21 protein-coding genes are annotated in these 25,659 nt (G+C 72.0%); 6 read left to right on the top strand and 15 right to left on the bottom strand.

All coding sequences use genetic code 11. The features are described from left to right. The first annotated feature begins 14 nt into the window (after positions 1–14). Positions 15–1,223 (top strand): ROK family transcriptional regulator, encoded by a 1,209-nt coding sequence (locus QSK37_RS20695; RefSeq protein ID WP_285623478.1) that lies wholly within the window; start codon positions 15–17, stop codon positions 1,221–1,223. A 44-nt stretch (positions 1,224–1,267) separates the two neighbouring features. On the opposite strand, the gene QSK37_RS20690 is transcribed toward QSK37_RS20695, so the two are convergent. Genes QSK37_RS20690 through QSK37_RS20655 form a run of 8 tightly spaced genes read right to left on the bottom strand, consistent with a single transcriptional unit; the run spans position 1,268 to position 13,474 of the window. Then, positions 1,268–3,271, bottom strand: coding sequence for a beta-galactosidase (locus QSK37_RS20690; RefSeq protein WP_285623476.1), 2,004 nt, complete (start codon positions 3,269–3,271; stop codon positions 1,268–1,270). A 59-nt stretch (positions 3,272–3,330) separates the two neighbouring features. After that, positions 3,331–5,130 (bottom strand): sialidase family protein, encoded by a 1,800-nt coding sequence (locus QSK37_RS20685; RefSeq protein WP_285623475.1) that lies wholly within the window; start codon positions 5,128–5,130, stop codon positions 3,331–3,333. A gap of 12 nt (positions 5,131–5,142) precedes the next feature. Next, entirely contained in the window at positions 5,143–6,942 is a 1,800-nt protein-coding gene (locus QSK37_RS20680; RefSeq protein ID WP_285623471.1) for a sialidase family protein, read from the bottom strand. A 12-nt stretch (positions 6,943–6,954) separates the two neighbouring features. Continuing rightward, complete coding sequence (locus QSK37_RS20675; protein WP_285623469.1) at positions 6,955–7,887, bottom strand: dihydrodipicolinate synthase family protein; 933 nt, start codon at positions 7,885–7,887, stop codon at positions 6,955–6,957. Next, a complete protein-coding gene (locus tag QSK37_RS20670; RefSeq protein ID WP_285623467.1) occupies positions 7,884–8,903 on the bottom strand; it encodes an oligopeptide/dipeptide ABC transporter ATP-binding protein in 1,020 nt (339 codons plus the stop codon). The genes QSK37_RS20675 and QSK37_RS20670 overlap by 4 nt, the downstream gene beginning before the upstream one ends. After that, the gene (locus tag QSK37_RS20665; protein WP_285623465.1) at positions 8,900–10,867 is read right to left on the bottom strand and encodes a dipeptide/oligopeptide/nickel ABC transporter permease/ATP-binding protein; all 1,968 of its coding nucleotides are present in this window, start codon (positions 10,865–10,867) and stop codon (positions 8,900–8,902) included. The genes QSK37_RS20670 and QSK37_RS20665 overlap by 4 nt, the downstream gene beginning before the upstream one ends. Next, positions 10,867–11,826, bottom strand: coding sequence for an ABC transporter permease (locus QSK37_RS20660; RefSeq protein ID WP_285623463.1), 960 nt, complete (start codon positions 11,824–11,826; stop codon positions 10,867–10,869). The genes QSK37_RS20665 and QSK37_RS20660 overlap by 1 nt, the downstream gene beginning before the upstream one ends. Positions 11,827–11,866: 40 nt before the next feature. Then, positions 11,867–13,474, bottom strand: a complete 1,608-nt coding sequence (locus QSK37_RS20655) for an ABC transporter substrate-binding protein (protein WP_285623461.1) — start codon at positions 13,472–13,474, stop codon at positions 11,867–11,869. Between the two features lie 143 nt (positions 13,475–13,617). On the opposite strand from QSK37_RS20655, the gene QSK37_RS20650 reads away from it, so the two are divergent. Then, a complete protein-coding gene (locus tag QSK37_RS20650; protein ID WP_285623459.1) occupies positions 13,618–14,385 on the top strand; it encodes a FadR/GntR family transcriptional regulator in 768 nt (255 codons plus the stop codon). A gap of 97 nt (positions 14,386–14,482) precedes the next feature. Here the strand turns inward: QSK37_RS20650 and QSK37_RS20645 are convergent, their stop codons facing one another. From QSK37_RS20645 to QSK37_RS20625, 5 genes are all read right to left on the bottom strand, one after another. Then, positions 14,483–15,682: a sialidase family protein gene (locus QSK37_RS20645; protein ID WP_285623457.1), complete on the bottom strand. Its 1,200-nt coding sequence runs from the start codon at positions 15,680–15,682 to the stop codon at positions 14,483–14,485. A 278-nt stretch (positions 15,683–15,960) separates the two neighbouring features. Next, positions 15,961–16,806 carry a DUF72 domain-containing protein gene (locus tag QSK37_RS20640; RefSeq protein ID WP_285623455.1) on the bottom strand — a complete coding sequence of 282 codons (846 nt, stop codon included), beginning with the start codon at positions 16,804–16,806 and terminating at the stop codon, positions 15,961–15,963. Positions 16,807–16,816: 10 nt separating this feature from the next. Then, on the bottom strand, positions 16,817–17,500 hold the full coding sequence (locus QSK37_RS20635; protein ID WP_285623453.1) for a GntR family transcriptional regulator: 684 nt from the start codon (positions 17,498–17,500) through the stop codon (positions 16,817–16,819). Continuing rightward, complete coding sequence (locus QSK37_RS20630) at positions 17,497–18,285, bottom strand: NAD(P)-dependent oxidoreductase (protein WP_285623451.1); 789 nt, start codon at positions 18,283–18,285, stop codon at positions 17,497–17,499. Before QSK37_RS20630 ends, QSK37_RS20635 begins: the two co-directional genes overlap by 4 nt. Further along, complete coding sequence (locus QSK37_RS20625; protein ID WP_285623449.1) at positions 18,282–19,208, bottom strand: DUF6282 family protein; 927 nt, start codon at positions 19,206–19,208, stop codon at positions 18,282–18,284. The genes QSK37_RS20630 and QSK37_RS20625 overlap by 4 nt, the downstream gene beginning before the upstream one ends. A 250-nt stretch (positions 19,209–19,458) precedes the next feature. Between QSK37_RS20625 and QSK37_RS20620 the strand changes: the two genes are divergently transcribed. Genes QSK37_RS20620 through QSK37_RS20605 form a run of 4 tightly spaced genes read left to right on the top strand, consistent with a single transcriptional unit; the run spans position 19,459 to position 22,941 of the window. Beyond that, positions 19,459–20,820 (top strand): MFS transporter, encoded by a 1,362-nt coding sequence (locus QSK37_RS20620; RefSeq protein WP_285623446.1) that lies wholly within the window; start codon positions 19,459–19,461, stop codon positions 20,818–20,820. A gap of 27 nt (positions 20,821–20,847) precedes the next feature. Continuing rightward, the gene (locus tag QSK37_RS20615; protein ID WP_285572558.1) at positions 20,848–21,582 is read left to right on the top strand and encodes a PIG-L deacetylase family protein; all 735 of its coding nucleotides are present in this window, start codon (positions 20,848–20,850) and stop codon (positions 21,580–21,582) included. Continuing rightward, on the top strand, positions 21,579–22,280 hold the full coding sequence (locus tag QSK37_RS20610) for a 4-carboxy-4-hydroxy-2-oxoadipate aldolase/oxaloacetate decarboxylase (protein ID WP_285623443.1): 702 nt from the start codon (positions 21,579–21,581) through the stop codon (positions 22,278–22,280). Before QSK37_RS20615 ends, QSK37_RS20610 begins: the two co-directional genes overlap by 4 nt. Before the next feature lie 58 nt (positions 22,281–22,338). Next, positions 22,339–22,941, top strand: coding sequence for a 3'-5' exonuclease (locus tag QSK37_RS20605; protein WP_285623440.1), 603 nt, complete (start codon positions 22,339–22,341; stop codon positions 22,939–22,941). Between the two features lie 8 nt (positions 22,942–22,949). Here the strand turns inward: QSK37_RS20605 and QSK37_RS20600 are convergent, their stop codons facing one another. Next, positions 22,950–24,575: a thiamine pyrophosphate-binding protein gene (locus tag QSK37_RS20600; RefSeq protein ID WP_285623438.1), complete on the bottom strand. Its 1,626-nt coding sequence runs from the start codon at positions 24,573–24,575 to the stop codon at positions 22,950–22,952. Positions 24,576–24,862: 287 nt separating this feature from the next. Next, on the bottom strand, positions 24,863–25,654 hold the full coding sequence (locus QSK37_RS20595) for an SDR family oxidoreductase (RefSeq protein ID WP_285623435.1): 792 nt from the start codon (positions 25,652–25,654) through the stop codon (positions 24,863–24,865). Between the last annotated feature and the right edge of the window lie 5 nt (positions 25,655–25,659).

Genomic DNA, 25,659 nt, shown 5'->3' with positions numbered 1-25,659 from the left:
GTCAAGGGGGTCCGATGGATCTTCCGGAGGGAGCGATGGAAGAAGAGCACGCGGTGGGCACGCCCGTTCTGCGCCGCCTCAACACCGCTTCCGTGCTGCGCGCGGTGCGCGAGTGCGCGCCCGACCCCATCCGGCTGGCCGAACTCGTCAAGCTGACCGGTCTCACCCGCCCCACCGTGGGCCAGGCGGTGGAGGACCTGGTCGAGGCGGGCTGGCTCCAGCACCACCACCCGATCGCCGCCTCGCGGAAGGGCGGCCGGCCGGCCGTACGGGTCTCCCTGCGGGGCCGCGCCGCGCCCGTGCTGGGCCTCGACGTCGGCCCGCACACGGTCAGCGCGGGCATCGACGACCTGGCCGGCCGCCGCCTGGCCGCCGTACGCCGATCGGTCGACCGCAACCGGGCCAGCCGTCTCCTCACCGTCGTCGACGGGGTCATCGCGCGGGCCCTGGAGGAGGCCGGCCTCGAAGCGGACGAGATCGCGGCGCTGGTCGTCGCCACGCCCGGAATCGTCGACGCCGGCTCCGGCCGGATCCTCCTGGCGCCCAGCGTGCCGGGGTGGACCTCGGTGAATCTCTCCGATCACCTCCGCGACCGCTTCCGCTGCCCGGTACGGGTGGAGAACGACGCCAACCTCGCCGCCCTGGCCGTCGCGCGGGAACGCGCGGGACCCGGCACCCTGCTGGCCGTCCAGTGGGGTGAGCGGCTGGGCGCCGGCGTCGTGATCGACGGCCGCCTCCACCGGGGCACCGGAGCCGCGGGCGAGATCGGCTTCATCCGGCCGTCCGGCCGCGTCCCCGACACCGATGACGGCAGGGGCCCGCTCGAACGCGCCATCGGCGCCGAGGCCATCGCCGAACAGGCCCGCCGGGCCGCCGGTGCGCATCCCGAATCGGCTCTGGGCGGCGGCCCGATCGACGCCGCCGCCGTGTTCGCCGCGGCCGCCGCCGGCGACGCGGTGGCCGAGCGGGTCGTGGACGACGTCGCCCGGACCTTCGCCCACGCCATCGCACCGGCCGTCCTGGTGCTGGCCCCCGACGCGGTCGTGATCGGCGGAGGTGTCGCCCGCGCCGGATCCGTCCTGCTCACGGCCATCACCCGGCACCTGGCCGACCTGACCCTCACCCCGCCCGACGTCGGGATCTCCGGCCTGGCCGAGGACACGATCCTGACCGGCGCCCTGAGCCTGGCCCTGGACGAGGTCTGGCACCAGCTCCCGGCCTGATCCCGCCGGGCGCGGCCAGGACCGCGATCGGCGGGTCCGGACGGTCAGCCCGGGCGGAGCAGCGCGACGCCGTTCGGCTCCAGGCGCAGCGAGGCGGTCGGCTCGGCGCCGGCCAGCACGTCGCGCATGGGCGCGGGCAGCGGTACGTCGGCGGCCGTGGCGCCGTGGTTGAGGACGATGTACCACCGGCCCTCCTCCGTCTCTCGCGCACGCGCCTGGACGCCGTCCGGCAGACCGGGCAGGACGGGTGCGACGCCGGCCGCCTCGCGGACACGGTCGAAGAGGCCGCGCATGGCCGCCGGGTCGGGACGGGTGGCGAGGTACCACGCCTCACCCCGGCCGAAGCGGTGCCGCGTCACGGCCGGTTCGCCCGCGAGCGGTCCCGTGGTGAAGTGCGCGACCGCCTCGGCGCCCTCCAGCCGTACCTCCTCCGACCACACCGTGCCCGACCCGTCCGTCAGGCCCACCGACGCGTCCTCGGCCAGCGGGTGGAACTCCTCGACGGTCAGGCCCAGCATCGCGCGGAACGGGGCCGGGTAGCCGCCCAGGTGGACGCGGTCGTACGGGTCGACGATGCCGGAGAAGAACGACATGACCAGCGTGCCGCCCTCCTCGACGTACCGGGTCAGGGCGCGCGCGGCCTCATCGGAGGTCAGGTAGAGGTTCGGCACGACCACCAGCCGGTACGCCGACAGGTCGGCGTCCGCGCGTACGACGTCGCACGCCACGCCCGCGTCGAACAGCGGGCGGTGACACGACCACGCGGCGTCCAGGAAGCGCACGTCCGTGCTCGGGTGGGCCGGGCCCTCCAGCGCCCACCAGCTCGGCCAGTCCAGCACCATCGCCACGTCCGCGCGCGGCGACTCCGCGCCGGCCAGGTCACGGACGGCCCCCAGCTCCCGGCCCAGCGCGCTCACCTCGCCGAACAGCCGGGTCGACGGCCCGCCGTGGGGGACCATCGCCGAGTGGAACTTCTCGGCGCCGCCCCGCGACTGCCGCCATTGGAAGAACATCACCGCGTCCGCGCCGTGCGCGACCGCCTGCCAGCTCCACAGGCGCATCGCGCCGCGCGGCTTGGCGGCGTTGCGCGGCCGCCAGTTGACCCCGCCCGGCGCCTGCTCCATCAGCAGCCACGGCTGTCCGCCGCGCAGGGAGCGCATCACGTCGTAGGAGAAGGCGACCTTCTGGGCGGCGTCGGCGTCGAGCGGGTCGGGGTAGGCGTCGTAGCCGATGACGTCCACGTGCGGCGCCCAGGTCCACTGGTCGACCGGCCGCAGCGACGGCGGGAAGTTGGTGGTCACCGGCACGTCCGACGTGACGCGGCGCAGGACCTCCTTCTCCGCGAGGTAGCAGGCCAGCAGCTCGTCAGAGGTGAACCGGGCGTAGTCCAGCGCGTGCGCCGGATTGGCGAACGGCGCCGGCGAGCGCGGCGGCAGCACCTCCTCGAACGAGGAGTACCCCTGCGCCCAGAACCGCGTCGACCAGGCGTCGTTCAGCCCTTCGACGGAGCCGTACCGGTCCGCCAGCCAGCGCCGGAACGCCGAGGCGGACACGTCGCAGTGACACGGGATGACGTTGCCGTACTCGTTGTTCACGTGCCAGATCGCCAGCGCCGGATGATCGGCGTAGCGCGTGGCGACCTGCTCGGCCAGCCGCACCGCATGCGAACGGTAGACCGGGCTGGAGGGGCAGTAGTGCTGCCGTCCGCCCGGCGAGATGGTCGACCCGTCCGCCCGTACGGTGAGCATCTCGGGATGGCGTGTGGTGAGCCAGGGCGGCGGTGAGGCCGTCATGGTCGCCAGGCACGCGGCGACGCCGCCGCCCGCCAGCCGGTCCATGACGCGGTCGAGCCAGTCGAAGTCGTACTCCCCGGGCCGCGGCTCGACCGACGCCCACGAGAAGATGCCGACGCTGACGAGGGAGACCCCGGCCTCCTTCATCAGCCGCAGATCCTCCTCCTGCACCTCATCGGGCCACTGCTCGGGGTTGTAGTCGCCTCCGTAGGCGATGCCGACGCGCTCCCGCAGCGCATCCATACGGTCGTTCATGAGCCCTCGCGGAGGAGAGACCAGGGGTGCGTGTTCGTCGATTCGTTCGCTGCGCTCACTCATGCACCCTCGATCCGGTCGAGCGGCAGCGACAGCCGCAGGTCGCGGTGGGTCGTGGTGATCTGGTCGTCGGGGACGGCCCGCGCGAAGATCCGCACGTCGGCGATGGAGCCGTGGAAGCGCTGGACCCCGTCGAGGCGCTGGCCGACGTCGACGCCGTCGATGGCGAACTCCCGGCCCTCGGTCACCGAGCCGCCCGGGTCCGCGACCGAGGCCGACTGGCCGTCGACGCCGAGCGTCAGCGTCCCGCCGGAGCGCCGCAGCACGACGTCGTGCCACTGCCCGTCGTTGTACGGCTGCGCCGTGGTCACGGTGGCGGTGCCCGCGCCGGTCCCGACGGTGCCGATGAGCCGCTTGTTCGCCGGTTCGGCCCGGAGCCAGATCTGCGGCGCGCCGCTGCCGACGCGGTACGCCCACAGGATCGAGTGGGTCCCGCCGGTGTCCGTGTAGCGGATCCGCGCCGACCAGGTGAAGTCACCGGCGCCGAGGTCGAGGGAGTTGTTCCAGGGCACCTGGACGTAGTCGTCGACGCCGTCGAACTCGCTCGGCGACGTCATCCCGCCGCGGACGTACCCGTCGTTGCGGTGCCCGGACAGGTCGGGCGTCGTGGGGCCGGGCGCGGGCGGCTTGGGCAGGCCCGGGGGAGTGCCGTTCGGCGTCGCCAGGTACGCCTCGTTGAACCGCGCGAACCGGATCCCCTCGTACGGGCTCGCGTCGCCGGCCTCGTACGTCAGGCCGATCTCGCCCCCGCCGAGGTCGACGAGGTCGGAGTAGGCGGCGGGACCCCAGTGGACGACCTTGCCGACTGATCCGAAGTTCCGGCCGTCGTCGGAGGAGGACCGGATGGCCATGACCTCGCGGGTGACCGGATGGGCCTCGTCGGACAGCAGGACCTTCTTGCCGACCTTCAGGACCGAGCCCTGCGACTTCGGCGCCGACACCTTCGGTATCGGGGTGAACGGCCGGTCGAAGGTCAGCCCGCCGTCGCTGCTGGTCGCGATGTCGCGGTTGCCCGGGTCGGTGCCGGTGTTGTCGCGCGCGTTGGCGTAGATCCGGCCGTTGCCGAGCTCGGTGATGCTGAGCTCCTGCGGCGTGATGTCGTTGGTCGTACGGGTGTCGTCGGCGCCGATCTTCCAGGTGGTGCCGCCGTCGTCGCTGTAGAGCAGGTGGCCGCCCTGCGGTCCGCCCTTGAGCGCCCCGCCGTCGCCCTCGTGGCTCGCGCCGACGACCAGCCGCCCCTTGTGCGGCCCGCTGGACAGCTGGATGCCGTGACCGGGCCCGGTGGCGTACCAGGAGTTCCAGGCGGGCTTGGTGACCTCGCCGGTGATGTCCCGCGCGGTGGACCAGGTGGCGCCGTCGTCGTCGCTGTACTGCGTGAACTCGCGCCGCTCGGTCTGGTCGGCGGCGGGGTTGTAGCTGGTCATCAGGACGATCCGGCCGGTACGGCGGTCCACGACCGGCACCGGGTTGCCGTGCGTGTCGCCGTCGCCGGGCAGGACGACCTGGAGCGGTCCCCAGGTGCGGCCGCCGTCGGTCGAGCGCTTGAGTACCAGGTCGATGTCGCCGGAGTCACCGCAGCTGTTGACGCGCCCTTCGGCGAAGGCGAGCAGGGTGCCGTCGTTCGCGCGGATGACGGCCGGGATGCGGAAGCAGTAGTAGCCGTCGGTGTGCTGGGCGAAGATGACCTGTTCGGTGAACTCCGGCGCGGTCTTGGCCGCCGCGGCGCCGGCGGTCGCGATGGGGAGCACGGCGGTGACGAGCGCCGCGGCGGCGGTAAGGGGAAGACGGAAGTGGGGCACGAGGTCCTCCGGTCAGGAGCCGATCCGTTCGAGCGGCAGCCACAGCCGCAGATCGCGGTGGGTGGTGGCGATCTGGTCGTCGGGGACGGCGCGGGCGAAGACCCGCACGTCGGAGATGGAGCCGTGGAAGCGGTAGACGTTGTCGAGGCGCTGGCCGACGTCGATGCCGTCGATGGTGAACTGCTTGCCGAGCGTCGTCGATCCGCCGGGGTCGGCGACCGAGGTGGCCTGGCCGTCGACGCTGATGGTGAGCTTCCCGTCCGCGCGGCGCAGGACGACGTCGTGCCACTGCCCGTCGTTGTAGGCCTTCGTCGTGTCGGCCACGACCTGGCCGTTCTCGGTCGTGATCACGCCGCGGATGTGGTTGCTCGCGGGCTCGGCCCGCAGCCAGATCTCCGGCGCACCGCTGCCCACCCGGTAAGCCCACAGGATCGTGTGGGTCCCGGTGGTGTCGCTGTAGCGGAACCGGGCCGACCAGGTGAAGTCGCCGGCGCCCAGGTCCAACGACTTGTCCCAGGGCACCTGGATGTAGTCGTTGACGCCGTCGAACTCACTCGGCGACGTCATTCCGCCGCGGACGTATCCGTCGTTCTTGTATACGGACTGGTCTGGCGTTGTCGGGCCGGGCTCGGGTGGCTTGGGCAGGCCCGGGGGAGTGCCGTTGGGGGTGGCGAGGTAGGCGGTGTTGAACCGGGCCCAGCGGATCTCCTCGTACGGTCCGGCCTGTCCGGCCTCGTACAGGAGGCCGAGTTGATCGCTTCCCAGGTCGACGAGGTCGGAGTAGGCGGAGGGGCCCCAGTTGATGACCTTGCCGATCTTCTGGAAGTTCTTGCCGTTGTCGGTCGAGCTGCGGATCGCCATGACCTCGCGGGTGACCGGGTGGTCCGGGACGGACAGGTAGATCTTCTTCCCGGCGCGCAGCACCGAGCCCTGCACCTTGGGGGCGTCGATCTTTGGCAGGGTGCGGAACGGGGCGTCGAAGGTAAGCCCGCCGTCGCTGCTGGTGGCGGTGTTCCGGTTGCCGGGGTCGGTGCCGGTGTTGTCCCGGGCGTTGACATAGATCCGCCCGTCGGCCAACTCGGTGGCGCTCAGCTCGCCGGGGCTGACGTCGTTGGTGGTGCGGGTGTCGTCGGCGCCGATCTTCCAGGTGAGGCCGCCGTCGTCGCTGTAGTTGAGGTGACCGCCCTGCGGCCCGCCCTTGAGCGCCCCACCGTCGCCCTCGTGGTTGGCCGGGACGATGAGACGTCCCTTGTGCGGGCCGTGCTGGAGCTGGACCGCGTGGCCGGGACCGGTGGCGTACCAGGAGTTCCACTGCGGCTTGACCAGCTCAGCGGTGAGGTCACGCGCGGCTGACCAGGTCGCGCCGTCGTCGTCGCTGGTCTGCACGAACGGGTGCCGGATGGTGTCGTCGTTCCCGGGGTTCCAGGTCGTCATGAGGACGACGCGCCCGGTCCGCCGGTCCACGACCGGGGCCGGGTTGCCGCGGGTGTCGCCGTTGCCGGGCAGGACGACCTGGAGCGGTCCCCAGGTGCGGCCGCCGTCGGTGGAGCGTTTGAGCACCAGGTCGATGTCGCCGGAGTCACCGCAGCTGTTGACGCGGCCCTCGGCGAAGGCGAGCAGGGTGCCGTCGTTCGCCCGCACGACGGCGGGGATGCGGAAGCAGTAGTAGCCGTCGGTGTGCTGGGCGAAGATGACCTGCTGGGAGAACTCCGGCGTGGTCTTGGCGGAGGCGGCGCCGGCGGTCGCCAGCGGCAGCGCGGCGGCGAGGAGCCCCACGGCCACCGCCCGTCTGGGGGATCTGAGATGGGCCACGGTGTCCTCCGGTCAGATGAGGGCGGCTTCGGAGAGGAATTCCTTGACCCGGGCGATGTCGTCCGCGTCGAGCGGGATCTGCGGCAGAGCGGTGGTCGGGTGCTCGATGACGCCGCGAAGGAACAGGGCGGCCTTGAACGCGCCCAGGGCGGAGGAGCTGCGGCCCATGTGCGGGCCCCCGACGTTCACGAGGTGGAACAGCCGGAACAGGCGCTCCTGCTCGGTCCGCGCGGCCTCCCAGTCGCCGCGCGAGGCGGCCTGGTAGAGCCGGACGTAGCCGTGCGGGTCGACGTTGCCGAGGCCGGGGACCACGCCGTCCGCGCCCATCCACAGGGCCGAGTCGACGGTCAGCTCCGAGCCGGTCATCACCGCGAACGACGGCAGGTCGCGGTCGCGGCGGCGCAGGATCACCTCGCGCAGCCCGGCCTCGTCGCCGCTGGAGTCCTTCAGGCCGGCGAGCACGCCCTCGGCGGCGAGTTCCAGCAGCAGGTCCGCGGTCAGCTTGCTGTGCACCGAGATGGGCAGGTCGTAGGCGTACACCGGGACGCCGCCCGCCTGCGCCGCGATGGTGCGGAAGTGGATCGCGATCTCCGCCGGATGGGTGCGCGCGTAGAACGGCGCGGTCGCGACGATGCCGTCCACTCCGGCCTTGACCGCCACGCGCACGTGGTCGACCACCCGGGGCGCGGTCATGTCGATGGCGCCCGCGAGGACCGGCACCCGCCCCGCGACGTGGCCCAGCACGGTCTCCAGCACGATGCGGCGATGCTCGTCGGGCAGGAACGCGACCTCCGAGGTGGAGCCGAGGACGAACAGTCCGTTCACCCCGCCCTCCAGCAGGTGGTCCACCAGGCGCGTCAGCGAGGCGGTGTCGACCTCGCGGTCCGGGGTGAGAGGGGTGCACACCGGGGGGATGACGCCGGACAACGGGGCGGCGTGGGTCATGAACGCTCCTGTGCTTGGCTGATCAGTTCGCGGTCGGTGGCGCCGGAGAGCACCGGGTGGTAGCAGCGGAAGAGGCCGTCTCCGTCCTTCTCCGCGGGGGGCATCTCGGTGGCGCAGACGTCGTCGGCCTTCCAGCAGCGGGTGCGGAAGGGGCAGCCGCTCGGCGGCCGGGTCGCGGACGGGACCGGACCCACGAGAGGGATCGGGTCGATCGGGGACAGCAGGCCGGGCGTGGCCGAGAACAGCGCCCGCGTGTACGGATGCCGGGCCGCGCCGGGCACCGCCGCGGCCGGGGTCTGCTCCACGATGCGGCCGAGGTACATCGTCACGACCCGGTCGCTCATCCGCCGCACCGTCTGGATGTCGTGGGAGACGAACACCATGGCGAGCCCGAACTGCTCCTTCAGGTCGCCCAGCAGGTTGAGGATCTGCGCGCGGACCGACACGTCGAGCGCGCTGGTCGGCTCGTCGGCGACCAGCAGCCGCGGCCGCAGCGCCAGCGCGCGGGCGATCGCGACCCGCTGCCGCTGCCCGCCGGACATCTGGCCGGGCAGCAGGTCCGCCGCGCCCGGGGGCAGGCCCACGAGGTCGAGCAGTTCGCGGACCCGCTCGTCGCGCTCGTCCGGGGTGCCGACGCGGTGGACGTCGAGCGGGTCGCGGAGCACCTGGCGGACCGGCAGTCTGCGGTTCAGCGCCGTGGCCGGGTCCTGGAAGATCATGCCGATGCTCGTCCCGATCGCGCCGCGGCGTTCGGCGCCCGGCATCGACCAGACGTCGCGTCCCTCGAAGTGGACCGTGCCCGAGGTCGGCCGCTGGAGCCCGATGAGGACTCTGGCCAGCGTGGACTTGCCGCAGCCGGACTCGCCCACGATGCCGACGGTCTCGCCGGGCGCGACGGTCAGCTCGGCGCCGGTCAGCGCGTACACGCGGTCCCGGCTGAACAGGCCGCCCGAGCGCGCCTTGTGCACGACGTGGACGTCGGCCAGCTCGACGAGCGACTCTCCCGCCTGTGTCATGAGCCCTCCTTCGGAGCAGCGGAGGCGGACAGGGAGGCCGGGATGTCGACCGCGGGGTGGTGGCAGGCCACCGAGTGCTGGTCGTCCCGGCCCGCGAGGCGTGGCGTCTCCGTACGGCAGACCTCGGTGGCGGCGGGGCACCGGTCGGCGAACCGGCAGCCGCTGGGGAAGTTCGCGGGGGAGGGCACCACGCCGTGGATCTGGGTAAGGCGGTCGGCGCCGGCCTCCATGGAGAGCACCGAGCCCAGCAGCCCGCGGGCGTAGTGGTGCGCGGGCGCGCCGACCAGCGCGGACGTCACCCCGATCTCGGCGATCTGCCCGCCGTACATCACCGCGACCCGGTCGGTCACGTCGGCGACCAGGGCCAGGTCGTGCGAGACGAGGATGAGCGCGAAGTCCAGCTCCGCCCGCAGGCGCAGCAGCAGCTCGATCACCTGAGCCTGGACGGTCACGTCGAGTGCCGTCGTGGGCTCGTCGGCGATGATGAGCTTGGGGTCGCGGGAGAGGGCCATCGCGATGAGCACCCGCTGCCGCTGGCCGCCGGACAGCTCGTGCGGGTACGACGAGAGCGTGCGCGCGGGGTCGAGCCCGACCAGCTCCAGCAGCTCGGCGGGGCTGCGTTTGCCTCCTCGCCGGACGACCTGCTTGAGCTGGGCCTTGATGGTCATCGCGGGGTTCAGCGACGACAGCGCGTCCTGGTAGATCATCGCCATCTCGTGGCCGAGCAGGCGGCGCCGCGCCGACCGGGGCAGCTCCAGCAGGTCCTTGCCGTCGAAGCGGATCTGGCCGCCGACGCGGGCGCCGGCGGGTTCCAGGCCCATGATCGTCAAGGCGGTCAGCGACTTGCCGCAGCCGGACTCGCCGACCAGACCGAGCACCTCGCCCGGCCGTACGTCGAAGCCGATGCCGTCGACGACGTTCACGCCGTTGTGGCGATCTTCGAAGGCGATGGTGAGGTTCTCCACGCTGAGGACCGGCCGGCCCTCCGGCAGGGGCCGGGCTCGCTGGGCCAGGCGGCGTGCGGCCTCGGTCAGGCCGGTCAGCGCCGCCTGCTCGGCCGCCGGCGCGGCGACCGGCGACCGGTCCGCCGGCGTGCCGGGTGTGTCCGAGCGCCGCTCGGCCGGCGCCGCCCAGGCGTCGGAGACGCCCTCGGCCAGGACGTTCAGCGCGAGCACCGTGACGAGGATCAGCAGGCCGGGGAAGACGGTGGCCCACCATCCGCCGAGCAGCACCATGTTCCGGCCGTCGGCGATGACACTGCCCCAGGAGGGGTTGGGCGGGCGCACGCCCGCGCCGATGAACGACAGAGACGCCTCGAAGACGATCGTGTCGGCCACCATCACCGTGCAGAACACCAGCACCGGGGCCGCGCAGTTGATCGCGATGTGCCGGAGCAGGATGTGCGGGGCGCGGGCGCCGATGACCCGCTCGGCCGCGACGTAGTCCTCGCCGTACTGGGCCAGGACGTTCGCCCGCACCACCCGCGCCACCGGCGGCATGTAGAGGAAGGCGATGGCCAGCACCAGCACCAGGATGCTGCCGCCGAAGACCGCGACCAGCACGGCGGCGAGGGCGATGCCCGGGAACGCCATGATGACGTCCAGCGTGCGCATGATCGCCTCGTCGACGGACCGGCGGGAGGTCGCGGCGACGGCGCCGATCAGCGCGCCGCAGACCAGCGCGATCGCGGTGGAGCCGAGGCCGATCACCAGCGACCAGCGCGCGCCGTACAGCAGCCGCGAGAGGATGTCGCGGTTGGCGCTGTCCAGGCCCATCCAGTGCGAGGCGCTCGGCCCGCCGCCCGTGGCCTCCTGGACGTACGGTGAGTGCGGCGCGAGCACCGGGGCGAAGATCGCGGCGATGGCGACGACCACCACCACGCCCAGGGCGACCCAGGAGGCGGGACCCAGCCGCCGGAAGCCGATGCCCGCTCGCGACAGTCTTCTGGCCAGTCCGCTGCGCATCAGCCGGCGCTCCTCAGTCGGGGGTTCACCAGGAGATAGAGGACGTCGATGATGAGGTTGACCACGACGAAGCCGGTCGCGATCGTCAGCACGACGCCCTGGACCACCGCGGGGTCGCCGTTGCGCACCCCCGTGATCATGAGCTGGCCCATGCCGGGCAGCGCGAAGATCGTCTCGATGACGACCGCCCCGCCGAGCAGATAACCGACCCGCAGGCCGAGCACGGTCAGCGGGTTGATCAGCGCGTTGCGCAGCACGTTGCGGCCCACCACGACGATCGGCGGCAGGCCGCTGCCGATCGCGGTCCGCACGTAGTCCTTGTCGAGTTCCTCGACCATCGACGTGCGGATGATCCGGGTGAGGTAGGCCGCGACGGGCAGCGACAGCGCCAGCGCCGGCATGGTCAGCGACCGCAGCCAGCCGCTGACGGAGTCCGCCGGATTGATGTAGCCGCTGGTCGGGAACCAGCCGCGGTCCACCGCCAGGTACTGGATCATCAGTAGCGCCAGCCAGAACGCCGGCGCGGCGACGCCGATCAGCGACACCAGCCGGATCAGCTGGTCCGGCCACCGGTCCCGGAAGATCGCCGCGATCACACCGAAGATCACTGCCAGCACGATCGCGATCACCACGCCGAACAGCGTCAGCTGCAGTGTCAGCGGAAGCGCGGTCGCGATCGAACTGCTCACCGGCGCCTTGGTGAGCGCGCTCGTCCCCATGTCACCGCGGATGAGCTGGCCGACGAACCGCACGTACCGCACCGGCAGCGGATCGAGCAGGCCGTTGTCGACCTGGAACTGGTGAATCTGCGCCGGGGTGGGATTGGAGCCTTCAAAATACGCGTACTCCGGTTTGTTGTCGGAGAACCGCATGATGATGAAGACGAACAGAACGACGCCCAGCAGCAGGGGAATCAGGATGAGGACGCGGCGCACCAGCATTCTGGCGATCGCTGCCACGGATGCCTCCTGGGAGATCGGGTCGGGGTGCGGCGGACGGTCAGAGGCGTTTCGCCTGCAGCAGGGTGACCCCGGGGTAGGCCTGGGCGCGCACGCCGGTGAGCTTCTTGGGGTTCCACGCGGTCATCAGCTCGGTGTGCAGGACCGGGTAGAGCACCGCCTGCTCGGCGATGACGTCGATGTACTGGTGTACGAGCGCCAGCTTCTTCTGCTTGTCCGGCTCCTGGGTGGCCTTGTCCATCAGCGCGAAGAGCGACTTGGCGTCAGAGCTCTTGTCCCACTTGGTGTACTTCATCCAGGTGCCGCCGGACGTGTAGTTGTACCGGAGGATCAGGTCGGCGTCGAGGCCGAACTGGTTGGGGTTCGAGGCCGCCGCGACCACCTGGTACGACTGCGACTGGTCCATCTTGGTGAACAGCGCGCTGGTGTCCTGCGGCTCCAGCGAGGTCTTCACACCGATCGCGTTCCAGGAGTTGGCGATCGTCGGCAGGCAGTCGGCCACCCAGCTCACGTTGACCGCCATCAGGTTGACCGACAGGTTCTTGACGCCCGCGGCCGCGAGGAGCGACTTGGCCTTGTCCGGGTTGTAGTCGTAGACCGTCTTGGCCCGCGTGTACGCCGGGTTCTCCTGGTTGAGGAAGCTGCTCGCCGGGGTGCCGTGCCCCTTCAGCGCCACTTCGATCATCTTCTTGGTGTCGATCGCGTAGAACAGCGCCTGGCGGACCCGCACGTCGTCGAACGGCTTCTGGGCCGTGTTGAACATCAGGAACATGTGGTTCATGCCCTTGCCGCCGTCGACGGTCAGCCCCTGCTTGCGCAGCTGGTCGATGTTGGCGTACGGCACGTTGTCGGCGATCTGCGCCTCCGCGCTGCCACCGGAGATCTTCGCCACGCGGGCGGAGGCGTCCACGATGGACAGCCAGTTCATCTCCTTGATCGCCGGCTTGCGCGGGCCGTTGTAGGCGGGGTAGGCCTCGAACGCGGTGTTGGACTTGGGGTTGTGCGCGGTCATCTTGTACGGGCCCGAACCCACGGCCTTGCCGTTCTTGGCCGCGTCCCAGCCGCCCGGCGCGCCGAACACGTGCTTCGGCATGATCTTGGCGATGGTCAGGCGGGGGAGCGCGTCCGGGAACGGGAACTTGAAGACGAGCTCGACGGTGGTGTCGTCGACCTTGCGGACCTCTTTGAGCCAGGTGTTGAAGAACGAGGACGCCAGCGTCGACGGGTCCATGACGCGGTCGAAGGTGAACAGGACGTCGTCCACGGTGACCGGCTTGCCGTCGTGCCACGTCGCCCCCTGACGCAGCTGGAACTTCCACGACGTCGCCGAGGTGTCGGACGGCAGGGCGGTGGCGAGCGCGGGGTACGGCGCGCGGGTGATCGGGTCGGTGTCGACCAGGCCCTCGTAGATGTGGTTGATGCCGGCCATGGCGAAGGCCGACGCCGTCATGCTCGGGTCCCAGGTCTGGTCGTTGCCGTAGCCGATGACGACGGTGACGAGGTCCTTGTTGCCGCCGGAGCCGGCCGAACCGGTCGAGGCGGGGCCGCCGCACGCGGAGATCGTGGTGGAGATGGCGGCCGCGGCGCTCAACGTCCCGCTGTAACGCAGGAAGTCGCGGCGGCTGAAGGCGGATCGAGGGGCGCTCACGGTGTCTCCCGGTGTCGACGGTCAGGAAGGCGGCGGAAAATTTTGGGGGCAGATATGGGACGTCCCACGTCCTATCTCCTGTAGCGTTGGAGATTAGAAGTCGGTTCTGTGCCAAGTCAAGAGCAGATGATCAGGAGATTTCCGTGACGTTGCGCGACGGTCGTCGTCACCTCCCCGAGGCCGGCGGGCCGCCCCTCTCCCGGAGTCGCAGGCTCAGCCGCGCGATCGAGGTGCAGGAGGCGGTCAAAGAGATCATCGTTCGGCGCGGCCTGGCCGCCGGCGATCCGCTGCCGACCGAGTCCGAGCTCATGCAGGAGCTGGACATCGGGCGCAACTCTATCCGCGAGGCGCTGAAGGCTTTGCAGGCCGTCGGCATCGTGGACATCCGCCACGGCTTCGGCATGTTCGTCGGCGAGATGTCGCTGAACGGCCTGGTCGACGAGCTGGCCTTCCACAGCCGGATCTCCCCGCAGGACGAGCCGAACCACCTGGGCCACCTCACCGAGATCCGCGAGATCCTGGAGAACGGGCTCGCGTGGCGCCTGATCGACCGGCACGGCGGCGCCGACCTCGCCGAGACGCTGTCCCCGGTCCGCGAGGTGATCGAGCGGATGGAGCAGGAGTCGCTCGTCGGCGCGGTCGCGCCCGAGACCGACCGGCTCTTCCACGACCTGCTCTACCGGCCGCTGGGCAACCCGCTCGTGGGTCGCCTCCTCGGTGCCTTCTGGCAGGTCTACCACCAGCTCAGCGAGGAGCTGGGCACCCCGGACGAGACTCCGGAGCAGGTCGCCCGCAAGCACCGCGACATCTACGAGGCGGTCGTCGCCGAGGACCGCGAGGCGGTCACGGCGGCGATGAGCGCGCACTTCGCCGGCATCCGCACCCGGCTCGCCCGCCTGCGCAGCGGCTGACCTCACCAGGTCCGCCGGCACGAGTCGGGCCCGGGGCGCCTCGCCCCGGGCCCGACGGCTCTCCCGGGAACCCGTGACGGGTTCCCGGGGCGGCGGCTCAGGACAGGTCGCGCAGATCGATGCGGCGGAAGGTGATCGTCTCGTTGGCGCCCGTGTTGCCCGTCTCGTACAGCAGGCCGACGGTACGGGCGTCGACCTGGACGAGGTCGGAGTAGGACGCCGGCAGCTGCGAGAGCGTGAGCGCGGACTGCCATGTGACGCCGCCGTCGTGGCTCGCGCGCAGCGTCATGACCGCCCGCTTGGCCGGGTCGGCCGGGCCGGAGAAGAGCAGCGGCGCCTTGGGACCGCGCGCCTGCAGCACGCTGCCCTCGACGACGGGTCCGACGAGGGCCGGCTGCGGCTGGAACGGCCGGCGCAGCGTACGGCCGCCGTCCAGGCTGTAGGCGTCGGCGCGGTTCCCGGCCGCGGTGCCGTTCTGGTCGCGCGTGTTGAAGTAGACGCGCCCGTCCGGCAGTTCGGTGGCGGTGGTCTCGTTGACGTTCACCTCGCCGTCGGTGTTGTCGTCGACGTACCCGATGTGCCAGGTCCGGCCGTTGTCGTCGCTGTACAGGTCGTGCCCGCCGTAGTACTTCGCCTCCGAGCCGAGGTCGGTGGAGCCCGCCGGCGGCGCGATGGAGTGGTTCGCCGGGACGACGAGCCGGCCGCGGTGCGGGCCGTGGGTGAGCAGCGTCGCGTGCCCGGGGCCGGTGGCGTACCAGCGCCAGTTCGGGAGCTTGGCGGACGCGGTGATCTCGCGTGGCGCGGTCCAGGTGGCCCCGTCGTCGTCGCTGTACTGCGTGAACACGCGCCTGCCGTCCTCGGCCGGCACCTGGCCGCGCAGGATCTGCGTCTCGGTGGCGGTGCCCGCGTTGTACGTGGTCAGCAGCACGATGCGGCCGCTCGCAGTGACGACGGGCGCGGGGTTGCCGGAGGTGTTGGGGCCGCTGTCCTGCACGACCCGCAGCGGTTGCCAGGTGCAGCCCCCGTCGGCCGAGCGCTTCACGACCGTGTCGATGTTCCCCGCGTCGCCGAGCCCGTCCGACCGGCCCTCGGCGAACGCCAGCAGGTCACCGGACTTCGTGGTGATGACCGCCGGGATGCGGAACGCGCTGTACCCCTCGGTTCCGGCCGTGTACGGAACGGACACCTCGCATCCGCGCGGTGCCGCCTGAGCCGGTGTCACGCCGGCGGTCACGGCCGCGAGCAGGGCCGTGACTCCTGCGGCGGCCGCCGGGCCGCCGCGTTTGTGCAGACGCATCAGTTTCCCCAATCTGGACATAGGACGTCCTATGTCCCGGGAAAGCTAACGGTGCCCGCGGAGAGCGTCAAGACCGCGCCGGCCCTCGACGCGATGTTCCGCGGGAAGGCCGTCGTCGCGGGGCCCGGCCATCCGGTGGACACGGCGTTCGCCCAGGATCTGCTCCGGGAACATTCGACGTACTACGTCCCGTACCTGCGAGCGGACGAACTGCGTGAAGCACTGCGGACGGGAGGTCCGGGGCTCACCGGCAATGAGCGAGTGACCCGGCCGTACGGTCAGAACAGGCTCAGCGGCTCGATCGGCGCGGGCTCGGGCAGCGGCTCGAGTTCCGGCACGCGCGCGCGTACCTCGTCGTGGAAGCGGCGGGCGAGTTCGGGTGCGTCGGCGTTGTCGGGGGTGTGCACGAACACGGTGGGGGAGCGGCCCTCGCGCAGCCAGCCGGCGACCGTGCCGACCCACTCCTGCCAGCCTTCGACCGTGCGCTCGGTGGCGTCGCGGCCGAGGTAGCGGACGATCGGGCGGTCGGTGAGCGCCGTCGTCCTGCGTGGCACGCGTGGCTTCTTCAGCCACGCGTCGCGTTCGGCGTCGCTGGTCGGCGGGCTCTCGAACAGCGTGACGGTGTCGAACGGCACCCACTCGGCGCCGGGACCGGCGAGCGCCCGCTCCAGGAGCCGGGCCGCGCGTGCGTCCTCGAAGAACGCCGGGTGGCGGACCTCCACCGCGGAGCGGTACGTGCGCGGCAGGCGGCGCAGGAAGCCGGCCAGGACACCGGCGTCACCCGGCGCGAACGACTTGGGCAGCTGCACCCACAGGGCGTGGATCCGCGGCCCGAGCGGCTCGATCGCGGTCAGGAAGGCTCGCAGCTCCTGCTCGACGTCCCCGAGGCGGCGCTCGTGCGTGATCGTCTTGGGCAGCTTGACCACGAAGCGGAAGCCGGGATCGGTCTGCTCCGCCCAGGTCCGTACGGTCTCCCGCGCCGGCGTCGCGTAGAAGGTCGTGTTGCCCTCCACCGCGTTGCACCAGCTCGCGTACGACCGCAGCCGTTCCCGTGAGGAGGCGGGCACGAACCGCCCCTGCCACGACGTGTGCGTCCACATCGCGCATCCCACATGAAGCCGCATGCGAAAGACGCTAGTGCACGGCCGAGGCGAGGGCGTCGATGACGCTGAGCAGGTGGCGGCGGGCGGCGCGTTCGGCCGCCTCCGGGGCGCGGGCGCAGATCTCGTCGATGATGGCGAGGTGCTCGGCCAGCGAGACGTGCGGCCGTCCGGGGATGAGGGAGAGCCGGAACTGGTGGCGGACGTTCTGCGCGCGGAGCCGCTCCAGCACCCCGGCGGCGGTCGACTGGCCGCTGATCTGCCGGATCCGCCCGTGGAGCCGCTGGTTGAGCTCGGAGTAGCGCATGACGTCGCCCGCCGACACGGCCGCGCGCATCGCCGAGCCGAGCGCGCGCAGCTCGGTGGCCTGCTCGTCGGTGATGCGCTCGGCGGCCTTGGCCGCGCACAGCCCCTCGACCACCATGCGGACCTCGGAGATCTCGATGGCCTCCTCCAGCGTGACCGCGCGGACGCGCGCGCCGCGGTTCTGGACGCGCTCGACGACGCCCTCGTTGGCCAGCTCGAACAGCGCCGCGCGCACGCTTCCGCGGCTCGCGCCGAACCGCGCGGACAGGTCCGCCTCGACGAGGCGCTGGCCCGGCCCGAACTCGCCGGTGAGGATCGCTTCGCGGATCGCCCCGAGCACGCCGTCGCTCCCGGCGCCGCCCGTCAGGGGAGCCGGGCGCCCCTCGGCGGGCACGCGCGGTGTCGTGGTCACCGGTCCGGCGCCGGCTCTCCGGCGAGCTGGTCGAGCCAGGCGCGGCTCGCGTCGCTGATCCGCGCCGGCACGTCCAGCTCGCCGAGCAGCTGCGACGCGGCGCGCATCTCCTCGGCCCGGCGTACCGCGTGCCGGTGGCTGCCCGTCTCCAGCCGTTCGGCGAACTTCTCGTCGGCGGAGGCGAGCTCCTCGGCGATGTGCCGCCGCAGCCAGTCGTCCAGCCCGGCCTCGCGGGCGGCGTGCAGCGCCTCGACCACGGCCGCGGCCATGCCCTTGAAGAACACGCTGCGCAGCAGTTTCCGGGTGGCCGCCTCGCCGGCGGGACCGTCGAGCGTGGTGACGCGAGCGCCGACCGGGCCCAGCAGCTCGGCGTACGCGCGCGCGGCCGGGCCGGACACCAGCATGGGCGTGAACAGTCCCTTGCCCGGCACGGGCGCCATGAGCGACACGTCGGCGAACGCGACCCCGGCCTCGGCGGCCACCTCGCCGAGCCGGCGCTTGAGCGCGGGCGCGGCGGTGTTGAGGTCCGCCCACACGGCGCCCTCGCCCACCCCGGCCAGGCCCGCCCGCAGCGCGTCCTCGGCGGCCTTCGCGCTGTTCACGCTGAGGATCAGGTCGGCGCCGCGTGCCGCGTCGGCCTCGTCCGTACAGGAGATCAGGCCGTCCGCGGGCAGCGGCAGCGGGTCGTAGGCGCGCACGCGGACGCCCGCGGCGGCCAGGTCCCGGGCGATCGCGCCGCCGGCCTCGCCGAGCCCCAGCACGGCGACGCATCCCGCGGCCGTCATCGGGTGTCCTCGCCCGCGACCCGGCGGCTGTTGGCGACCGCCATGGTCTGGATCTCCTCCTCGGAGAACCCGTCCTCCAGCAGCGTGTCGGCCATGATCGCCAGGCCGTCCTCGACCGGCGGGTTGAACGGCTGCCCCAGGTCGCTGGAGAGCACCGAGTGCTCCGGCCCGACGGCCCGGATGTTGTCGAGCAGCCGCCGCCAGGTGACCTTGCCGGTGTGCGCGGTGGTGAAGCAGCGTTCGAGGAGGGCGCCGCGTTCGGCGAGGCGGCGTTGCACGTCCACGGGGAGACGCTGCGAGGTGAACTCCGGGTGCGTCACGACGACACAGCGTACGCCCGCGTCGAAGGCGGCGTCGGCGACGGCGACGATCTCCGCCGCGTTGAGGTGCCCGGTGGCGAGGGTCATGCCGTGCTTGGCGATGACGGTCAGGACGTCGCGTACCGCCCCGGTGACCGCGCCTTCGGCGTCGACCACGTCGACGGCGGGCGGCTCGATGCCGGCGGACCTCAGGTCGTCCTGCAGAGCGGCCCACATCGGCGGCTTGGCGCCCGCCGGGTCCTTCGCCCGGCTGTCCCGCTGGTTGCGGCTGTCCACGGTCGGCATCCACACGACGCGTGTGTCCAGGCGGCCGGCGATCTCCACCGCCGACGGGTTGAGGCCGCCCACCGAGCCGTTCAGCGTGATGGCGCCCAGGACGCGGACGCCGGGCACCACCTTGCGGACGACCTGGGCCCGCTCCGCGGTGGGCACGTAGTGGGACTTGAGCACGAAGCCCGCCATCCCCACGTCGGCGAACCGCCGTGCGAGGTCGACGTCGTCGATCCGGCGCTCCATCACGTCCGGGGCGACGTGGATGTGCGTGTCGTACGCGCCTTCGACGAGGGCGCGCGCCCGCGAGGACGGGGGCGAGGCGTTGGTCATGTTCGTCTCCGGATGTACGGCAATAATGTTGACAATCTAGCCTCACTGGGGCCGGACCTGCAATGCCGGTACCGTGAGGGCCGCGCCCGTACAGTGCGAGAACGTGCAGCTAGATCAGGCTGAAGGGAAGGAAGGTCTGCGGTGGACCCTTGACAGTCGCGGTCCGTCGTCCCACGATTGGCCACACGATTGTCAACAATTGGAGCTCGCTTGCTCGCCTGCTCGGCACGGGCTCCGGACTTGGTGCTTCATGACCTCGACCCCGCCCGCCCCCGCCCCCGCCCCCGACGCCGCCCAGCGAAGAGCCGCCGTGATCGGCGGAGCGTTCGGCTTCTTCGTCGACATGTTCGACGTCTACCTGCCGACCATCGCGCTCGCGCCCGCCCTGTCCTACTTCGTGCCGGCCTCGGTTCCCTCCGGGACCAAGGCGATCATCACCGCCGGCGTCTTCGTCTCCACGCTGATCGGCCGCCCGCTCGGCTCGCTCATCTTCGGCCGGCTCGCCGACCGCGTCGGCCGCCGCCGGGTGACGCTGCTGTCGGTGGCGGGCTGCGCCGTCACCACCGGGATCATCGCCGCCCTGCCCGGCCACGCGCAGATCGGCCTGTGGGCCGTCGCCGCGATGATCCTGCTGCGCTTCGTCGACGGCGTCTTCCTCGGCGGCGAGTACACCGGCGCCATCCCTCTCGCCATGGAGATCGCCCCGCGAGGCCGCCGCGGTCTGTACGGAAGCCTGGTCAGCATCGGGTTCCCGCTGTCGTACTGCGCGATCTCGCTGCTCAGCTTCCTGATGCTGCACCTCGCCCCGGCGGGCGGCCCCCACTCGGCCTACGCCGTGTGGGGCTGGCGGATCCCCTTCGTCGCCGGTGCCCTCCTCGGCGTGGTCTTCCTCTTCTACTACTCGCGTACGGTGCGCGAGTCGGCGGTCTGGCTCGCCTCCGCCCGCGACAAGAAGCGCGAGAACCCGGTCAAGACCGTGCTGTTCGGCTCGGCGCGGCGCAGCTTCTGGCAGGTGTTCGTCCTCATGGCCGGCGTCTGGTTCGCCTCCAACATGGCCTCCGGGCTGCTCCCCGCGCTGCTCGGCTCCCAGACGACGCTGACCCCGACGCAGGTCACCGGCACGCTGGTGCTGGCCCAGTTCGTCCACACCCTCTGCTTCCCACTGATCGGCGCGCTGACGGACCGGATCGGGCGCCGCACGTTCTTCATCGCCTGCGGGGTGAGCGTCGGCGTCGTCTGCGCCGCAGCGTTCGCGTTCCTGGCCGCGGGCCCGTGGTCCGGCCTGCCGCTGGTGTTCGGCCTGACCCTGCTGATCCGGCTCAGCGGGGCCAGCATGTTCGCGGTGACGCCGTCCTACATCTGCGAACGGTTCCCGGCCGCGGTCCGTGGCAGCGGCTTCGGCATGGGCTACAGCCTTCCGCTGCTGGTGACGGCCGGTTACGCCTACTACCAGGACTGGCTGAAGCACCTCGTTCCCTACGCATACACGCCCGTCGTGCTGCTCGTCCTGGGCGGGGCGCTGATCCTGACGGGCGCGTTGATCGGGCCCGAGACCCGGGACGTCGACTTCGACGCGAACGCCGAGCCGGCGGCCGCGCCGAGCGCCGTCTGAGATGCACACCGAGATGAAGGAGGATTCATGACCGAGCCGGAAGGCGCCCTGCTGGTGGTGAGCGCCCACGCGGGCGACTTCGTGTGGCGCGCCGCGGGCGCCATCGCGCTCGCCGCCGAACGCGGGCAGCGCGCCAAGGTGCTCTGCCTGACGTACGGCGAGCGGGGGGAGTCGGCCCGCGCCTGGCGCGAGGGCAAGTCGCTGGAGCAGATCAAGGCGCAGCGGCGAGAGGAGGCCGAGAACGCCGCCGCGGCCCTCGGCGCCGAGATCGAGTTCCTCGACGCCGGCGACTACCCGCTGCGCCAGACCGACGAGCTGGTCGACCGCATCGTGCGGGTCTACCGCGAGGTCGACCCGACGGTCGTGCTCACCCACCCGCTGACCGACCCGTACAACGGCGACCATCCCGCCGCGGCCCGCATGGCCCTGGAGGCGCGGGTGCTGGCGCAGGCGATCGGCTACCCCGCGCCCGGCGAGCCGCTCGGCGCGCCACCCGTGTTCTTCTTCGAGCCGCACCAGCCGGAGATGTGCGACTTCAAGCCGCAGGTCCTGCTCGACATCACGAGCGTGTTCGAGCGCAAGCGCCGGGCGATGGAGTGCCTGCCGGCCCAGCAGCACATGTGGGACTACTACACCGACCTGGCCAAGCGGCGCGGCGTCCAGCTCAAGCGCAACGCCGGGCCGAACCTCGGTCTGCCCCACGACACGCGCGCCGAGGCGTACATGCGCCTGTACCCGCAGGTCACGGGGGAGCTTTCATGAGGAAGGTGGTCGTCACCGACATCGCGCGCACCGACCTGGCCCTGGTCGACGACCTCGCCGGGTACGGGGTCGCGACCGTGCACGAGGCCCTGGGCCGGATCGGGTACCTGGGCACGGGCCTGCGCCCGATCCAGCGCGGCACCCGGATCGCCGGAAACGCGGTGACCGCACTGTGCGCCCCCGGCGACAACCTGATGATCCACGCGGCGGTCGAGCAGTGCACGGCCGGCGATCTCCTCGTCGTCACGACCACGTCGCCGTGCACCGACGGGATGTTCGGTGAGCTGCTCGCCACGTCGCTGCGCTCCCGCGGCGTGCGGGGACTGGTCATCGAGGCGGGCGTCCGCGACGTCGCCGAGCTGAACGCCATGGGCTTCCCCGTCTGGTCCGCCGCGGTGAGCGCCCAGGGCACGGTGAAGGCGACCGCCGGCGCGGTGAACGTGCCGGTCGTCGTGGGCGGCGGACTCGTCCGGCCGGGCGACGTCATCGTCGCCGACGACGACGGCGTCCTGTGCGTCCCGCGCGCCGACGCCGCCGAGGGCGTACGGAAGGCGCGGGCACGGATCGAGAAGGAGGAGGCGACCCGCGAGGCGCTGGCCGGCGGGCGGCTCGGCCTGGACCGCTACGACCTCCGGTCGCTGCTGCGGGAGCAGGGCGTGGAGTACCTCACCGCCGCCGAGTACGCGGAGGAGGAGTGACTCGGCGAGATGACTGGCGGCCCGGCATGAGCACCCGAGAGGATGACGGCTCGGCACGGTGATCGGAGGGACGCTGGTGGCCAAGCGTGAGGTGTACGTCTCTGTGGACGTCGAGGCCGACGGGCCGATTCCGGGGCCGTACTCCATGCTCAGCTTCGGGATGGCGGCGTGTGGGGCCTTCGACGGAGCCGGGTTCACCGCGAGCGATCCCGCCGAGCGGACGTTCTACGCGGAGCTGAGGCCGATCAGCGACGGCTTCGACCCGGAGGCGCTGGCGGTCAGCGGGCTGGACCGGGACCGGCTCGCCCGTGACGGCCTCGACCCGGCCGAGGCGATGAACGCCGCGTCCGCGTGGGTGAGCGAGACCGCCGCGGGCGCGACGCCGGTCCTGGTCGCCTACCCGCTCGCCTATGACTGGATGTGGCTCTACTGGTACTTCGTGCGGTTCGCCCGCTCGGGCTCGCCGTTCGGCCACTCCCGCCATCTGGACGTCAAGACGCTGTACGCGGTGAAGGCCGGTGTCCCCGTCGCGCGTGCGACGAAGAGGCAGATGCCGCCCGAGCTGCTGTCCCGGCGCCCGCACACGCACAACGCCCTCGACGACGCGATCGAGCAGGCGGAGCTCTTCCAGAACCTGATGACCTGGCCGGGCGGGTCCTGAGCGGCCGTTCATTCGAACCATCGCGGCGACGTCGTCTTCGGGGGTGTGAGCGCCGCCCGCGCGACGACGAGCCGCGGCCCCGGATCGGCGAGCGCCTCGGTGAGCGCGCGGGCCAGTGCCTCGCCGACCCCGTCGACGACGGCCGGCGGGACGCCGAACGCCTCACCCAGACGTTCCCAGTCCGGGTTGCGCAGGTCGGTGCCGCGGATCTGGTCGCCGGCGACCTCCTGGTCATAGCGCAACATGCCGTACCCGCCGTCGTCGAGGACCAGGACGGTGACCGGCAGGCGGCGCTCGGCCAGCGTCATGAACTCTCCCAGGGCGAACATCAGGCCGCCGTCGCCCGCGATGACGAGTGCCGGCCGCCCGTCCGTGGCGGGTCCGATCGACGCGGGCAGGGCGTAGCCGAGCGTGCCCCAGCCGACCGGGTACTGCAGCAGGCGTCCGCCCGCGACCCGTCCGTAGCCGCCGTACCAGTAGCCGGGGATGGCCATGTCGCAGACGATCACTGTCTCGTCGCCGACCGCGGACTCCACGCTCGCGAGGAACCGCATCGCCTCGGCGGTGCGCGGGTCGGCGGCCAGTCGTCCGCGGACCGCCTCGCGCAGCGCCGCCGGCCGTGGGGCCGTCTCCCGCCGCCGGGGCTTCAGGACGCCGAGCAGCTCGGTCAGCACGGTGCGGACGTCGCCCAGCACGGCGACGTCCGGGGTGAGGTTCTTGGCGAGGTACTCCTCGGCGCAGTTCACGGCGGCCAGCCGGCCGGGGAGGGGCATCCGCCAGTTCCTGGTCATCATGCCGTCGAAGTCGGTGCCCAGCGCGAGCAGCAGCCCGGCCGTGCCGATCAGCTCGGCCACCTCCGGCTCGTGCGGCGGCAGGCCGACGAGAAGGGGATGGCCGGCCGGGAGCACGCCGCGCGCCGCGTAGGTCGTCACGACCGGCGCGTCCAGGCGCTCGGCCAGGGCGAGCAGCTCCGCCTCGGCGCCCGACTGCACGACGCCTCCGCCGGCCCAGATCACGGTGCCGTCGCCGTCGTCGCCGAGCAGTGCCGCCAGGCGCTCCACCTGCGGCGGGGCGGGAGACAGGCGGGCGGGCGCGGGAACCTCGATCGGCCCGAGAGGCCGATCGAGCACGTCGGTCGGGATGTCGACGTAGACGGGGCCGCGGGGCCACGACAGTGCGGTCCGGATCGCGTCCGCGACCGCCGCGCCGGCCTCGTCCGCGGTCCGCGGCCGGTAGACGGCCTTGGCGAGCGGCGCGAAGATGCCGGCCTGGTCACGCGACTCGTGCAGGAGGCCGCGTACGGTCCCGGGCCGGCGCAGCGCCGTGGACACCTCGCTGGCCACCAGGACGACCGGCGAGCCGGCCGCCGCCGCCTCGCCGAAGGCACCGGCGGCGTTCGCCGCGCCGGGGCCCGTCGTCGTCAGGGCGAGGCCGAGCCCCCCGGTCGCCCGCGCCAGCCCGTCGGCCGCGTAGACCGCGGTCTGCTCGTGCCGCACGCCGACGATCTCGGGCGTGCCCGGCCCGGCGTCACGCCAGAACGCGAGGTTGTGCACCCCGGGCAGCCCGAACGCATGCCGTACGCCCGCCCGCTCGAACGCCTCGAGCACCCGGCGGGCGACCGATGTCTCCGTCACGGTGGCTTCCTCTCCGGCCCGGACGCACGCGGACCTGACAACCGCTTACTCGAACACAAACGGCCAGCTCACAGGGCTACTGTCTCTCGATGGGCGATTCGCCCAGGAGAGTCGGTGACAGCCACCCTAAATTGACGGCTGGGCGAATCAGCGACGGCCTTCGTCCCGACCTCGCTCGGTGGGACGCGTATTTCGGCCGACGGCCGAGGAGGCGACGCGGGCGATCATTTACTACGCCGAGCACGACGCCTACCAGTCCGTCGAATAGGTAAGGCCGCTTAGGCGGTCTACGCGGTTGTGGCGATGCCGCCGTCGACGGGGATCACGGCGCCCGTTAGGTATGCGCCTGCCCGGCTGGCGAGGAACACGGCGACACCCGCCATGTCGTCGTCGCGGCCGATCCGGCGTAGTGGGGCCGACGCCGCGATCGCCTCGCCGAACTCATCGAGCGTCGCGGCCATCATCGTCGACGGGAACGGTCCCGGCGCCACGGCGTTCACGGTGACGTGCTGCGGTCCTAGTTCCTTGGCGAGCACTCTGGTGAGTTGATGCAGTGCGGCCTTGCTGCTGGAGTACGAGTAGTTGGGCCGCTGGGGGATGTGGATGGCGGCGATGCTGCCGATGTTGATGACCCGCGCGGGGTCGTCGGCGGTGCCCGCCCTGCGAAGTGCGGGCAGCAACGCCTGGACCAGCCAGAACGGCGACTTCAGGTTGAGGTCGACGACCGTGTCCCAGGCCGCGTCCGGGAACGTCGCCAGCGGCTCGTCCCACATGGCGCCCGCGTTGTTGACGAGGATGTCGAGACGCTCGGAGTCGGCGGTGACGAGGTCGGACAGTCGCCGGCACTCGTCGTGGCGGGACAGGTCGGCGGGGATGGCCCGCACCTCACCGAATTCGGACAGCTGCTCCTGCGCCTGAGCGCACGCCTCCGCGTTGCGTGAGCTGATGACCACGCGGCCGCCCGCCTGGAGAAGGCCACGCGCGATCATCATTCCGATGCCTCTGGTGCCACCGGTGACGAGCGCGCGCTTTCCACTCAGATCGAAAAGTTCTGCATGCGTTGTGAATTGGTTGTCCACCACTT

It is taken from the genome of Actinoallomurus iriomotensis, assembly GCF_030269445.1.
In the GTDB taxonomy this organism is placed as follows: domain Bacteria; phylum Actinomycetota; class Actinomycetes; order Streptosporangiales; family Streptosporangiaceae; genus Actinoallomurus; species Actinoallomurus iriomotensis.
This window is presented reverse-complemented; position numbering and strand designations above follow the sequence as displayed.

Bases quoted from the DNA above. Each gene is read 5' to 3' on its own strand.
- QSK37_RS20610 (WP_285623443.1), top strand. From the start codon at position 21,579: ATGAGGAAGGTGGTCGTCACCGACATCGCGCGCACCGACCTGGCCCTG.
- QSK37_RS20630 (WP_285623451.1), bottom strand. From the start codon at position 18,285: ATGACGGCCGCGGGATGCGTCGCCGTGCTGGGGCTCGGCGAGGCCGGC.
- QSK37_RS20695 (WP_285623478.1), top strand. From the start codon at position 15: ATGGATCTTCCGGAGGGAGCGATGGAAGAAGAGCACGCGGTGGGCACG.
- QSK37_RS20645 (WP_285623457.1), bottom strand. From the start codon at position 15,682: ATGCGTCTGCACAAACGCGGCGGCCCGGCGGCCGCCGCAGGAGTCACG.
- QSK37_RS20620 (WP_285623446.1), top strand. From the start codon at position 19,459: ATGACCTCGACCCCGCCCGCCCCCGCCCCCGCCCCCGACGCCGCCCAG.
- QSK37_RS20665 (WP_285623465.1), bottom strand. From the start codon at position 10,867: ATGCGCAGCGGACTGGCCAGAAGACTGTCGCGAGCGGGCATCGGCTTC.
- QSK37_RS20615 (WP_285572558.1), top strand. From the start codon at position 20,848: ATGACCGAGCCGGAAGGCGCCCTGCTGGTGGTGAGCGCCCACGCGGGC.
- QSK37_RS20690 (WP_285623476.1), bottom strand. From the start codon at position 3,271: ATGAACGACCGTATGGATGCGCTGCGGGAGCGCGTCGGCATCGCCTAC.
- QSK37_RS20670 (WP_285623467.1), bottom strand. From the start codon at position 8,903: ATGACACAGGCGGGAGAGTCGCTCGTCGAGCTGGCCGACGTCCACGTC.
- QSK37_RS20640 (WP_285623455.1), bottom strand. From the start codon at position 16,806: ATGCGGCTTCATGTGGGATGCGCGATGTGGACGCACACGTCGTGGCAG.
- QSK37_RS20625 (WP_285623449.1), bottom strand. From the start codon at position 19,208: ATGACCAACGCCTCGCCCCCGTCCTCGCGGGCGCGCGCCCTCGTCGAA.
- QSK37_RS20675 (WP_285623469.1), bottom strand. From the start codon at position 7,887: ATGACCCACGCCGCCCCGTTGTCCGGCGTCATCCCCCCGGTGTGCACC.